This window comes from Dyadobacter sp. OTU695 (assembly GCF_038440355.1).
GTDB lineage: Bacteria > Bacteroidota > Bacteroidia > Cytophagales > Spirosomataceae > Dyadobacter.
Window position 1 is genome coordinate 71,117 of sequence record NZ_JASATN010000008.1, and the last position, 12,675, is coordinate 83,791.

At 51.0% G+C, this 12,675-nt stretch carries 9 protein-coding genes; 4 read left to right on the forward strand and 5 right to left on the reverse strand.

Annotated elements, in window-relative coordinates; genetic code table 11:
- Positions 1-44: 44 nt before the first annotated feature.
- Genes AAHB90_RS16385 through AAHB90_RS16400 form a run of 4 tightly spaced genes read right to left on the reverse strand, consistent with a single transcriptional unit; the run spans position 45 to position 5,774 of the window.
- Positions 45-3,191, reverse strand: coding sequence for an efflux RND transporter permease subunit (locus AAHB90_RS16385; protein ID WP_342086289.1), 3,147 nt, complete (start codon positions 3,189-3,191; stop codon positions 45-47).
- A 1-nt stretch (position 3,192) separates the two neighbouring features.
- On the reverse strand, positions 3,193-3,492 hold the full coding sequence (locus tag AAHB90_RS16390) for a DUF190 domain-containing protein (RefSeq protein WP_106598220.1): 300 nt from the start codon (positions 3,490-3,492) through the stop codon (positions 3,193-3,195).
- Between the two features lie 12 nt (positions 3,493-3,504).
- Positions 3,505-4,515 carry an efflux RND transporter periplasmic adaptor subunit gene (locus AAHB90_RS16395; protein WP_342086290.1) on the reverse strand — a complete coding sequence of 337 codons (1,011 nt, stop codon included), beginning with the start codon at positions 4,513-4,515 and terminating at the stop codon, positions 3,505-3,507.
- A gap of 2 nt (positions 4,516-4,517) precedes the next feature.
- Positions 4,518-5,774 carry a TolC family protein gene (locus AAHB90_RS16400; RefSeq protein ID WP_342086291.1) on the reverse strand — a complete coding sequence of 419 codons (1,257 nt, stop codon included), beginning with the start codon at positions 5,772-5,774 and terminating at the stop codon, positions 4,518-4,520.
- Positions 5,775-5,995: 221 nt separating this feature from the next.
- Between AAHB90_RS16400 and AAHB90_RS16405 the strand changes: the two genes are divergently transcribed.
- The 4 genes from AAHB90_RS16405 to AAHB90_RS16420 are packed head-to-tail and all read left to right on the forward strand — an operon-like array spanning position 5,996 to position 9,378.
- Entirely contained in the window at positions 5,996-7,357 is a 1,362-nt protein-coding gene (locus AAHB90_RS16405; RefSeq protein WP_342086292.1) for a sensor histidine kinase, read from the forward strand.
- Between the two features lie 16 nt (positions 7,358-7,373).
- Positions 7,374-7,745: a response regulator gene (locus AAHB90_RS16410; RefSeq protein ID WP_342086293.1), complete on the forward strand. Its 372-nt coding sequence runs from the start codon at positions 7,374-7,376 to the stop codon at positions 7,743-7,745.
- Entirely contained in the window at positions 7,742-8,788 is a 1,047-nt protein-coding gene (locus AAHB90_RS16415) for an adenylate/guanylate cyclase domain-containing protein (RefSeq protein ID WP_342086294.1), read from the forward strand. Before AAHB90_RS16410 ends, AAHB90_RS16415 begins: the two co-directional genes overlap by 4 nt.
- A gap of 2 nt (positions 8,789-8,790) precedes the next feature.
- On the forward strand, positions 8,791-9,378 hold the full coding sequence (locus AAHB90_RS16420) for an HD domain-containing protein (RefSeq protein WP_342086295.1): 588 nt from the start codon (positions 8,791-8,793) through the stop codon (positions 9,376-9,378).
- Here the strand turns inward: AAHB90_RS16420 and AAHB90_RS16425 are convergent.
- Positions 9,373-12,645, reverse strand: coding sequence for a cyclic nucleotide-binding domain-containing protein (locus tag AAHB90_RS16425; protein ID WP_342086296.1), 3,273 nt, complete (start codon positions 12,643-12,645; stop codon positions 9,373-9,375). The two genes, AAHB90_RS16420 and AAHB90_RS16425, sit on opposite strands and share 6 nt — an antisense overlap.
- Positions 12,646-12,675: the final 30 nt, after the last annotated feature.

Here is a 12,675-nt window from a genome sequence, read left to right on the forward strand (position 1 = left end):
CAGTACTTTTGTTTGACTTACACCAAATTTAGCACTATTAAGTCCTATTCCAATTCCAGCACCTCCCTCGGTTTCTGCGGTTTACGTCGCTTCTCAGTCCATAAATACAGCGGTGGCAGGAGTATCGGTGCGAAAAGCAGCGTGCTTGTCAGACCGCCGATGATTACCGTCGCCAGTGGTCGCTGCACGTCGGAACCAATGCCCGAGGAAATAGCTGCTGGCACAAGACCGATAATGGCCACGACCAGAATGGACAGCAACGCTCGCAGCTGTTCGGAAGAGGCTTCGAGAACATGGCTTTCAAGGTCATTTTCATTTGCCTGTACGGTCCGGTTCAATGCGGAGACCAGCAGCACACCTGCCATCACCGAAATACCGAATATGCTCACAAAACCAACCCCGGCCGAAACGTTGAAGTAATATCCCCGCATCAGCAATGCCACAATACCGCCACCGAGCGCAAAAAGAATGCAGCTCATCGTCACCATCGTGTGCGGCAGGTTTTTGAACAACATAAACAGGAAGAGGAACACCATCACGATGGTCAGCGGAATGGTGAATGCCAGCTGTTTACCTGCTCGTTCGAGGTTTTCGTACTGGCCGCCGTATATAATGCTGTACCCTTTTGGCACGTGTACCTGCGCATTGAGTTTTTTCTGCAATTCTTTCACAAAACCGCCTTGGTCGCGTCCGCGGATGTTGGTACGGACAGTCACCATCCGTTTGCTGCCGTAGCGATAGATATTGGTCTGCCCCTCAATGAAATGGATATCGGCCAGCTGGCTCATGGGTATGAGTGCGCCCGTGAGCGAAGGTACCTGTACGCTCTTGATCGCATCGATCGAATTACGGTATTTAGGCAGGAAGCGGATCACGATGTCGTAGCGTTTGGTACCGTCGTATAGCGTCGAGATGGTTTTGCCGCCGATGGCTGCTTCGATCATGTTCTGGATATCGGCGACGTTGATGCCGAAACGTGCTGCTGCCTGGCGATTGATATTGATGGCCAGCTGTTCCTGAGGGCCTTCCTGCTCGATATTCACATTGTCGGCGCCAGGCGTGGCTTTCACGATTTTAGCAATGGCCTCGGCTTTTTTTCGCATCATATTCAGGTCATCACCTACCACCGATACAGCGAGGTCGGCTGCACTACCGGTGACGATTTCCATCACCTGGTCGATAATCGGCTGTCCGGATGAGAATGCGACGGCCGGAAGCTGTGCCTGCAAATCGGCCTTGATTTTTTCGACAAGCTCTTTTTTGGTAATGGTTTTGCTCCAAAGGTCATAATCCTTCAAACCGATAAGGATTTCATTCCGGTTGGCAGGGAATGGATCGGTACCATCGTCGTTGCGGCCGGTTTGGGTGATCACAAACGATATCTGCGGGTATTTAGCTATGATTTTCCGGATTTTTGGGGCATAGCTGGCGTTTTCCTGAATGGTAATGCCCGCCGGAAAGTTGCCGCGGAGGAATATCGAGCCTTCATCAAGCGTTGGCAAAAACTCGGTTCCCAGTTTGATCCCGAATAAAACAAGCACGGTAACGACGCTGAAACCTACGAGTACAGTGGTTTTATAGTTTTTCAAAAAACCTGCCAATGTTTTGGTGTAAGAATTTGTCAGAAAATCCAACACAAAATTCTTATGCTCTTTCATCGGCTTGTCGGGATTGGACAACGCTTTTTTGTAGGCAAATGAAATGAGCACGGGAATGAACGTCAGCGCGGCGAGCATGGAACCAATTACGGCGAATGCGAGCGTGAGAGCCATGGGCGAGAAGAGCTTGCCTTCCACGCGGGTCATGAGCAGGATAGGCATGTATGCGAGGATGATGATGGTCACCGAGAAGAAGATTTCCCGGCCGACTTCCTGCGCCGACAGCAATGTGATCTTAACAATGCCCTGCTGTTTTTCTTCCGGACTCGCCGTGCGGTATTTACGGATCAAATGCTCGGCCATGACGCACGCGCCGTCGACGATGATACCGAAGTCGATCGCGCCGAGGGACAGCAAATTCGCCGGAATTCCCGTCAGACGCATTAGTATAAAGGCAAACAGCAACGAGAACGGAATGGTAAGCGCCACTACCAATGCACTGCGGATGCTGCCCAGGAAAAAGATCAGCAGGATAACCACGATCGAAATCCCTTCAAACAACGTGTGCGCCACGGTTTCAAGCGAATGGTCGATCAGGAAGCTGCGGTCGTAAAGCGGTTTTAAATGCACGCCTTCGGGCAGTTCGCTGGCTTCAAGGTCGGCCATGCGTTCTTTCAGTACTTTCAACACTTCGCTCGGGTTTTCGTAACGACGGAGCAGGATAATGCCCTCCACACCGCTGCTTACGTCCACTTTATCGGCCGTAATAGTGTAGCCCATCACCCCGCTGGGAGGCGGAGGGGTGATTTCGACAGTGGCGACATCGCGTACAAAAACAGGCACTCCATTGTCTGATTTCAAAACAATATTCTGGATATCCTGCTCATTCTTAATGGCCCCAAGCCCACGGATCGCGAAGCCCTGACCGCCACGTGCAATGACGTTACCGCCAGTATTCTGGTTATTGGCATTGATCGCATCGATCACATTCTGCATCGACAGACCGTACTTGACCAGCTTTTCGGGGGAGGTGATGATGTGGAATTGTTTCAACGGACCGCCAAATGTGGTCACATCAGCGATGCCCGGTACTTGCAGCAATGCAGGTTTGATCACCCAATCCTGCAAGTCGCGGAGCTGGGTAGGGCTGTAACTGGATGGTGCTTCGACCACGTAACGCAGAATTTCACCCACCGCGGTAGACAGCGGGGCAAGTTCGGGGGCGACGCCATCCGGCAGCTCGGCCGAAGCTAGCCGTTCGGTAACTTGCTGACGGGCGAAATAATCGTCCGTGCCGTCTTTGAATGTCAACTGGACTACTGACAGCCCGAAGATGGTCCGGCTGCGTCTGTCGAGTACATTCGGGGTATTTTGGAGGGCCCTTTCGATGGGAACGGTAACCTGTTGTTCCACTTCCTCCGCGGCGCGGCCCGGATATTGGGCGATAACGATCACATTGGTATCGGCAATATCGGGGTAGGCCTCTATTTTGAGCTGTGTGAAGCACCAGAAGCCGACGCCCATCAGCACTACGCTCACAGCGATCACAACCCACCGGTTGCGAAGGCTGAAAAAAAGCAGGTTCTTGATCATTTTAAATCCACTTGTCTACATGGTTGGTGACTATAAACCCGCTTTTCACCTCTTTCCGAAGCAATGTCAAGGCGGATTTAACTTTTTCTTCCTCGTCTATGAAGGAAATGACCATGGGCGTTTCGTCGAAACTGAACAGGTCGTTGGGGCGGCTCAGGTGCTTGCCGTCGAAGCCGAGACGGCCGCGGTAAACTGTGGCGCCCTGCACTTTCTGTTTCACCAGAAACTGCATAATGTATTCAAATAGCGGGATTTCGTCCTTCCAGTGATCGGCACTGATAAAGATCTGGGCTTGAAGCATATCCGGAGGGGTTTAATAGCCAAACGATAAACCTTTGAGTTGCATGACGCCCTTGGTCACCACATCCTCGCCTTCTTTCAGGCCGCTGAATGTGACGATCCGGTCGCCAATCTGGTCGCCGATATTGACTTCGCGGCGCTCGAAAACCTGGGGCGCCGTTTTAAGGAACACATAGTTGCGTCCCTGCACGGTAACCAATGCATCTTTATTGATACTGAGCTTTTTACCTTCGCTCAAACCGAACGCGACAGTACCGAACATCCCCGCTTTCAACTTGCCGTTGGAGTTGTTGATGCTCACACGCAGCTTGATCATCCGGGTTGTCTGGTCCACCAGGTCGGCAATATCATCGATGGTACCCGTGAAGTTTTCATTCGGGAAAGCGGTGAACTGGATCGTGCATTTGCTGCCCTTTTTGACCTGGCTGATATCACTCTCGGGCACGTCGCAAATGATGTAAGCGGTACCAGCGGGCGCGTTGCGAAGCTGTTTGGGTTCAAAACCGCCTGCTTTCAGCTTGGTTTCATGCTCGATAATGGCCGCGCGTTCGTTGATCAGGTTGGTCTCTTCCATCGAAAGTGCGGTTTGAGATTCGAGCAGGTCTTTGCCGGTGGCGGCGCCGTGTTCCTGCAAATCCTTAATGCGGGAAAGCTCGGTTTTACGCTGACGGATGTTGATGTTCTGGATTTGGTTTATCATCGTCAGATGCTGCAAAAGCTGGGTGTAATTGCCGGCAAGCTCAGGATTGTCGAAAAGGACGATATTGCCCGAAGCGCCTTCATCCGAGCGTAAAACAGTGGCTGAGACCTTGGCCGGTGCGGTCACATTCGCCATCAGCGAGGAGTTGGAAATTTTCTCGGTCTGGAAAAAATTTGCGCTTTCGGCCAGGGGAAAAGATATTTTGGTACCCGACGCATTCACGACCGGCGTGGAATTGTCCTGTGCGGGTTTGTTGGCAGCCTTGTTTTTGCAGCCTGCGATTAATGTCATGGCCAGGCAGGTGCAAACGAGTATGTTCTTCATGATTATTGCGCGATTTGATTGATCATTCCGGATGCGTAAAGGAGGTCGATGTAACTCTGGCGGTACTGCCCGAGGACATCGTAATACTGCTGCTGCGTATCGAGCCAGCTGCGCTGGGCTTCCAGGAAGTCGATAATCGTCGTACCGCCACGGAGGTAAGAATATTTAACACTGTTCAGAATTGTTTGGGATTGAGTTAGTAACTGATTGAAATTCTGTAAGTTTTGTCTATGCGTGACGTAACTTTTGTAAGCGGTAAGGATTTCGGTCTGTACCTGCGTTTCAGTAGCGCGGAGGTCTTGTTCGGCTTGCTGTTTTAAAACCTGCGACTTTTTGATCTCGCCCTGGTTTCTTGAAAAAATAGGTATTTCAATGGTTCCGTACACCCCCGTGTAATGCGCCTTGTTCTGCGGGTTGTAAATGAGCCCGAGTTCCGGCACAGGCAATGCGCTGGATTTTTGCAGTTTGATGTTCGCATCGGCTACGTCCATTGTCGACTTGATGGCCTGGATATCGGTACGGTTCTGCAAGGCTTGCTCTACAATGGCATCCATCTGGTTGGGGAATGCGAATGCAAACTGGTCGGTGGTATCGATCCGGACCGAGTCTTGCACACCCATCAGGAATTTCAGGTTGGAGAGCTGGTTGCGGTATTCCTGCGATGCCGATTTAAGCTGAATGTCGTACTGGTTCGCGAGCAGCTCCGTACGCGCGAGGTCGGTGGTGGTAATGACCTGATTTTTCACACGTAGCCGGTTGATATTGGCCAATGAGTCGATATTAGCCTTCGCAGTGCCCAATAAATCGAGCTGCTTGCGTGCCGCCCAAACATCCAGCCATTTCTGCGCAACTGTCTGAAACAGATGTCGTTCCGTGTCGGCATATTGCTTTTGGGTGAGCCTGACGTTTTGCTGTGCAAAATTGATCTTGTTCTCTCTCTGTACAGGCAACTGAAAAGGCTTGGTAAGCTGCCACCAGATCTGCCGGTTGGCGCCGTTGAACCAGCCGGTGTTCTCAGGGAACTTGGAAGATTGCACCAGCTGCAACGACTGATTGTTCAGAATCACATTGGGGCGGAGCTGGGCGGTCGTAATGTCGGCCTGGGAAATGTCGACATTGAATTGCTCGCGTTTCAGGATGGGGTTATTGGACTTTGCCGTCTGCAGAGCTTGCTGCAAATTGTAGGTTGTCTGGGCCCTTGCCGACGCCGTTCCCACCAGAACCAGGATGAGAACCCGCTTTAAAACTGGATAGCACATGTTCGTTTAGTTTGAATTACCTGCGGCAAAGGTTCTCAGCTGTGCTAAAAATCGTATTAAAACAGTTTTATAATTGCATTAAAAAACGGTTAGAAATAAATTAGAGGGAGCGCAAATGTGCCTGTTCGGCTATCAGGACTGAATTTGCGGGGGAAAATAGCTACTTTGCCGGTTCAACGGAGCATTTAGCCTAAGCGAACAAGTTTATACGGATCATCTGCATGCATTTTATCATAGCCTTCTTTCTCGTCCAATTCGCCCAGCAGGCCATGCTGCATACCGACAAGCTGCCAAAATGGGCCAACTTTTTTAAGTATGCGCGCTTTTACGTGTTTGCCCTGCTGGCAATCTACTATATAGCAAAGCAGCCAGAGATGTTTACCTGGGTTTGGAACCTTTCACTGCTCGGGTTGCTGTGGGTTTTTCACAAGGAAGACGATTTCAAATCTTTTCGCTCCGCTTACCAATCCGTTGTTCCGTTCGTAGGCGTATCGATGGTGAGCGACATCTTCGAACTGATTTTTCCTAAATTTCATAAAAGCTATGATGAGATTTTCGGCATGGCTGTTCTGTTTGCGTGGATTTTTTGCTTCGTGATATGGTTTTATGCCAGGAAGCAGCAAAAGGTTCTGGCACAGGAACGGCGCGACCGCCTGCGTGACGAGGAGATAGCCAGAGAGCAGAAGCAATCGTTGGAATACCTGGTGGCCGAACGCACGCAGGAGCTGACCCGGCAGAAAGAAGAGCTTCAAAAGGCCATCGAAGAACTAAGGGCAACCCAGAACCAGTTGATACAGAGCGAAAAAATGGCCTCCCTGGGCGAGCTTACGGCCGGTATTGCCCATGAGATCCAGAACCCGCTGAATTTTGTCAATAATTTCTCGGAAGTGTCGGTGGAGCTCTGTCAGGAGCTCGAAGAGGAGATCGATAAGACCGGAATCGATGAAAACGACAAAGACTATATCAAGGGCATTATCAGCGACCTGAGCCAGAACCAGCAGAAAATCACGCACCACGGTAAACGCGCCGATTCGATCGTAAAGGGAATGCTGCAACACTCGCGGGCATCGTCGGGCGAGAAGGAGCCCGTGGAGGTGAATGCGCTCGCGGACGAGTACATGCGCCTCGCGTACCACGGCCTGCGCGCGAAGGACAAGGAATTCAATGCGGCATTGGTTACCGATTTCGACCCGACGATCGGGACGGTCAATGTGCTGCCACAGGACCTGGGCCGGGTTTTTCTCAATCTTTTCACTAATGCATTCTATGCCGTTGCGGAGAAAAAGCGAAAACTGACCGAAGCAGGTCAGCTGGGCGAGTACAAGCCGGAGGTTAAAATCAGTACCAAGAAATTTGATAACAAACTATATATCAGGGTTTCAGATAATGGAACGGGCATGCCGGAACACGTGAAAGCGAAGATATTCCAGCCGTTTTTTACAACGAAACCGACCGGTCAGGGTACCGGTTTGGGCCTTTCGATGAGCTACGATATCATTACGAACGGCCACGGTGGCGTACTCGAAGTGGATACCGTGGAAGGAGAAAAAACGGAATTCCGCATTACGATACCTATCGCCTGATTAACCCCAGCCGAATATGAAAATACTGGTTGTTGACGACGAGGAAGACGTCAAATCGCTTTTTGAGCAGAAATTCCGCCGCGAAATCCGCGCCGGGCAGTTCGAGTTTTCGTTCGCATTTTCAGGCGAGGAAGCGCTGGAATATATGCAAAACCATCCCTCAGAGGTGGTTATGATCCTTTCTGACATTAATATGCCCGGTATGAGTGGGATCGAGCTGCTGAAACGCATCCGTACCGATCACCCGTCTGCGCCTCCGCAGGTGATGATGATCACGGCCTATGGCGACGCGGCTAATCACGATCAGGCCATACAGCTCGGCGCCGATGACTTTTTGACCAAACCCGTCAATTTTAACGAATTGAAAGAGAAACTGCTCCTGTTATGAAAGCCAAAATACTCGTAGTGGACGACGAGGCCGACCTGCAACTGCTTATCAAGCAGAAGTTCAGGCGGCAGATCCGCGAACAGCAATATGAATTCGTTTTTGCTGAAAACGGCCTGCAAGCGCTCGAAATGCTGGCAGAGCACCCCGACGTCGATATGGTATTGAGCGACATCAATATGCCCGAAATGGACGGCCTGACGCTCCTTGTGCGGATCAGCGAATTGAGCCCGATCCTGAAATCCGTGATCGTTTCCGCCTATGGTGATATGGACAATATCCGTACGGCCATGAACCGCGGCGCATTCGATTTCCTCACGAAACCGATCGATTTCCGTGATCTGGAGGTGACGATGGAGAAAACGCTGCAATATGTAGCGCAATTGAAAGACACGCTGAAAGCAGTTCGCGAAAACGATATTCTGCGGATGTATGTCGATGCGTCGGTACTGAAATTTATGACGCAGGAGACGTTCGAAAAGTCGCTCATGACGAGCGAAAACATCGAAGGAACGGTCGTTTTTATGGATATGTGCGGCTTTACTGCCATTTCCGAAAAAGAGCAGCCCGACCGTGTCGTGAAGCTGATCAATAAGTATTTCGATGTGATGGTAAAGGAGATTATCGCGCAGGGAGGCCACGTCGACAAGTTTATGGGAGATGCCGTAATGGCCGTTTTTCGTGGCGATTACCACCTCGACCGTGCCGTCGAATCGTCGCTGGCGGTTCGTAACCATATCAATGGTTTTAAAGAAGAATTATCCGATCAATCTGGCTATTACCCAAAGGTTTCGATAGGCATCAATTCGGGCGAAATGGTCTCGGGCAACATCGGTTCCGCCGCATTGAAACGGCTGGATTATACGGTGATCGGCGACGTCGTAAATGTGGCGCAACGCTTGCAATCCATTGCCAAACCGGGCCAGGTGGTAGTGCCTGATACGGCTTACGAGAAGCTTAAAGAGGCGTTCAAGTGCAGTTTGGTAGGTGAAGTTAACCTTAAAAACAAATCGAAACCCGTATTGATTTACGAAGTGGACGAATAGCTATGCAAATCGAAAGTGCTGAACAATACATCCTCGAACAGCTGGAAAAACGGCTCGACCGCACACTGTTTTACCACGGTATCCATCACACGCTCGATGTGGTGAATGCATCGGCGGAAATTGCCGCTTTGGAAGGTGTTACCGACGAAGAATCGTTGCATTTGCTGCGAACTGCGTCGTTATTCCACGACAGCGGTTTCCTTACTACCTATCAGGGCCACGAAGAAGCGGGTTGCGCCATTGCACGTGAGGTTTTGCCCGGGTTTGCTTACACAGAAAAGCAGATCGAAACAATATGCGGGATGATCATGGCCACCAGAATTCGCCAAACCCCCAAAAATGCCCTGGAAATGATCCTTTGCGACGCCGACCTGGATTACCTCGGCCGCGACGATTTCGAACCCATTGCGGCGACTTTATATGAAGAATTGAAAGTACGGGATATGGTGGAGGACATTCCTGCGTGGGATTCGGTGCAGGTCCGGTTTCTGGAAGGGCATTCCTATTGGACGGTTTCGGAGCGGAAGCGCCGGGATACCATCAAGCGACAGCATCTCCAGCACCTCAAAAACACTGCGCGCGCCCTATAACCGGCGCATTTTCTCGTTCTGTACACGTATACGCTGGCACAGGATGCGCAGCACGTTGCGCAGGATTTCGTCGCGTTCTTCCATCAATTCAAAGAAATCCTCCTGATCGATGCGGAATACCAGTGCGTCGGTTTCAGCGACGGTGGTCGCCGAACGCGGCTCGGTATCAAGCAATGCAAGCTCGCCGAAAATCTCCCCCTTATCGAACAGGGCGAGCTGTTTTGGCCCGTCGTAAATACCTACCTGGCCGGTATAAATAATGTACATCGAATCGCCGATGTCGCCTTTGGCAAATATCTCCTGGCCATCGCTGTAAGTCACTTCCTTCATGATCGGGGCAATGGAGCTGAGGACGTTCTCAGGTGTCTGCGCGAAAAGCTGGGTGTTTTTTAGGACGATCACCCTTTCCATTTCGGAAATCTGCTGGGTAGGTTCGGCGTGTTTCATAGGGATTCGAAGCGTGAATTTAAGGTCTGGGCGCTGGGCCAGGATTGCATATTTTGCTTGCACGGCCTCGCGTATCAGCCGTACCGAATGGTTGGCGAGCTTTTCAAGATGTACCAGATCGGCCTCGGCAATGTCGCATTTACCAACGGCCAGTGCGATGGTCCAGGTCGTGAACGCCCGCTCTTCCTGTGCAAGAATGGTAGTCACCAGCGACAGTCCGGGATCGGCATTGCCCATGTACTGGCGTAAGGCGTCGCGCTTTTTCTGAATAGAAATATTTTCAAATAATGCGTGCAGTGACGGGTACAGCATGCGCGGTAGAAAGCTCTCGATCAATTCGAGCGAGTTGGCACGTTTCTCCTTGCCCGCATGCCGGATACCTTTCCAGGCACTCTGCACAGCCTCCTTGTCGTACTGCATCATGAAGAGGTAAAACAGCCGCTGAGCCGTCAGTTCCAGTTCGTATTCCAGGGCATTATTCCAGGTGGTATCGCTTTCCGAAGCGTCCATTCCGTTGAGCAACTGTCCCGCATGAATGAGTTCCTTTTCTACAAATTCTGGTATAAGTACTTTATAATCAGATATTATCGTATAGTTACTGAGCGATTTGAGGGCTGCAATATGGGTGAAGCTGTCGATATGGTTGATATGGATATTACTTTCTTTTCTTTTAATACCGGTGGTATTTTCAGTATTAACTAAAAATTTATGCTGGTAAATATTTTTAATAAGGTTAAAAAGTATTTGAAGTATAAATTCATGTCTACCTTTTTCTGCCGTTTTAATGAAGGTCCGGATGCGGTCGCCAGTAGTATCTTTTTGCAACCATTCCTCGATAATACGGATGCCGAGGTCGCCGGAATTGATCATCGCGTGAATGGTTGCGGGCGTTAATGTGCCCGTAAGTACGAGGCGCAGGTCGCGCAGAAGGGTGGGGGAGCCCACCGTCGCGGCTACTTCGATCGCGTAGTTGCGCACCCGTTGCGAGCCGTTTTGAATGCAGCTTTTGAGCAGGTTTTCATAGGAATTAATGCCCGTTACTTTCAGGCAGTCGAGTGCCGCCAGCTGATGACTTTCCTGCTCCGAGCCGAAAAGCCTTTGCAATGTCCCATGTATGAGCGGCAACGATTTTCCGGCTTCCCAGCAACCGATAATGGTGCCTTTTACAATATCCAGGTCCTGGTGCGCGAGGAAGCGCGCGGTCTGTTCGTCGGACAGGCGCCTGTTTGCACAGGCGAGGCGCACAGCGAGCACCTGGCAGGCGGCGTCGGGCTCGTCTTCAATATACTGAATAAATGTGCCTGAAAGCTCCGGCTTGTCGAGTGCCGAAAGCGTTTGCAGCGTCTTTAACCTGACCTGTACGAACGGACTTTTCAGCAACTCTCCGGCATGTTTCCGGAAGAGCGATACCTTGTTCCGCGCCAGCCAGTCGATCGCATTTAAAACCTCTTCCTTGCGGTCGCTTTGCAGGTTTTCGGTGATAATAGGCAATGCTTCGGCCGGGGAGGCGAGTTCACCGCTGCGGATGAACCTTTTGCTGATCGCCGATTTCAGCTCCTGCATATAATGCCGATAGGTTTTCCGGAACACAAACAGCGCACCCAATGCGAACAGCAGGGACAGGTCGAATGTAAGGCTGATGTTGCTCCAATGCTGCGTATAGACGATCCAGAGCATCACCCCGGCAATGAGCATCCCCAGCGGTTCAAAAAGGCCTTTGGCGAGCGTATGGCCCATCAAACGGGTTTTGGTGGAAAGGGGCTGGAACAAAACGAGGAATACCGGATCGAAAATGGTCCTTCTTACCAGCTCGAAAAGCAGATAGGCAATGCAGTAATAAACGAGCAGTGAAGGCTCGTCTTTGCGGAAATAGGACGATACGAGCAAACCTAGTGAGATAGCAATGGTCGTCAGGGGCAGCAGGTACAGGGTGAGCTTGATCCCGAAACGCTCCACGGTTTTACTGGAAAACAGCATTTTGACAAACGTCGAGACCACATAGGTAGCCGTCAGCAACGAACCGACGAAGAAGATCACGTCGTGCTGGCTGTGGAATTTGTATTTGACATTCACAAAAAAATGGTATTCGATCCAGGTCGCGGTGGCCGCAATGGCAACCATACCGATGCAAAGCGAGGTGAGCAGCTTGTTTCCGCCAAAGTACTTCTGGATAATGCGGGAGTCGGAGTTGGTCTGCCGGGTGCGTGCCTGATGTGGGTTGGGAATGTCGGTATGGCGGAATGTAAGGATCTGGGTATAGAATGCCAATGCAAAGAAAACCAGTGAGATAACGAGCAGGATAGCCAGTACTGATGGTGAGTGGATCAACACGGCAAGAACTGCGCCCAGCGCTTTGGCAGGCATGTCGCCGGATCCGATCACGCTAAACAGCCGCTTGCTTTGGCGCACGTCGAAAACCAAGGCGGATAGGCCCCAGAATTCCAGGTTTATCAGCAGGTAAATGATCCGGTAACCTACCATCACGGCAATAGCGGTGGCCACTCCGTGTCCGAGCAGCAGCAAGCCTATTACCACGATCACCATAAACAGGGCCGAAAGCATCGTGCCGAGGCTCAGCTTTTTGAGCAAAAGATGGTGTTCGAAATACTCGTAAATCTTGCCCGAAGCCATCACGGCCAGCGCCGCGGCGATATAGGCAAGTGGTAACGAGTATTCAGGATGGTTTTCGAGCAGGAGCACGTTGGCGGAGACATACACCAGCGTGGTACCGACATTCGTGAAGAAGTTATGGAAGAAGAAAAGGATTGTTTGCGGGTTAATGGACTTCGTAAAGCGGTTTTGGCTTAGAAATGGGATCATAGAGTTGGAATGCTAGCGTCGCTACTGTAA

Bases quoted from the DNA above. Each gene is read 5' to 3' on its own strand.
- AAHB90_RS16390 (WP_106598220.1), bottom strand. From the start codon at position 3,492: ATGCTTCAAGCCCAGATCTTTATCAGTGCCGATCACTGGAAGGACGAA.
- AAHB90_RS16425 (WP_342086296.1), bottom strand. From the start codon at position 12,645: ATGATCCCATTTCTAAGCCAAAACCGCTTTACGAAGTCCATTAACCCG.
- AAHB90_RS16395 (WP_342086290.1), bottom strand. From the start codon at position 4,515: ATGAAGAACATACTCGTTTGCACCTGCCTGGCCATGACATTAATCGCA.
- AAHB90_RS16405 (WP_342086292.1), top strand. From the start codon at position 5,996: ATGCATTTTATCATAGCCTTCTTTCTCGTCCAATTCGCCCAGCAGGCC.
- AAHB90_RS16400 (WP_342086291.1), bottom strand. From the start codon at position 5,774: ATGTGCTATCCAGTTTTAAAGCGGGTTCTCATCCTGGTTCTGGTGGGA.
- AAHB90_RS16415 (WP_342086294.1), top strand. From the start codon at position 7,742: ATGAAAGCCAAAATACTCGTAGTGGACGACGAGGCCGACCTGCAACTG.
- AAHB90_RS16385 (WP_342086289.1), bottom strand. From the start codon at position 3,191: ATGATCAAGAACCTGCTTTTTTTCAGCCTTCGCAACCGGTGGGTTGTG.
- AAHB90_RS16410 (WP_342086293.1), top strand. From the start codon at position 7,374: ATGAAAATACTGGTTGTTGACGACGAGGAAGACGTCAAATCGCTTTTT.
- AAHB90_RS16420 (WP_342086295.1), top strand. From the start codon at position 8,791: ATGCAAATCGAAAGTGCTGAACAATACATCCTCGAACAGCTGGAAAAA.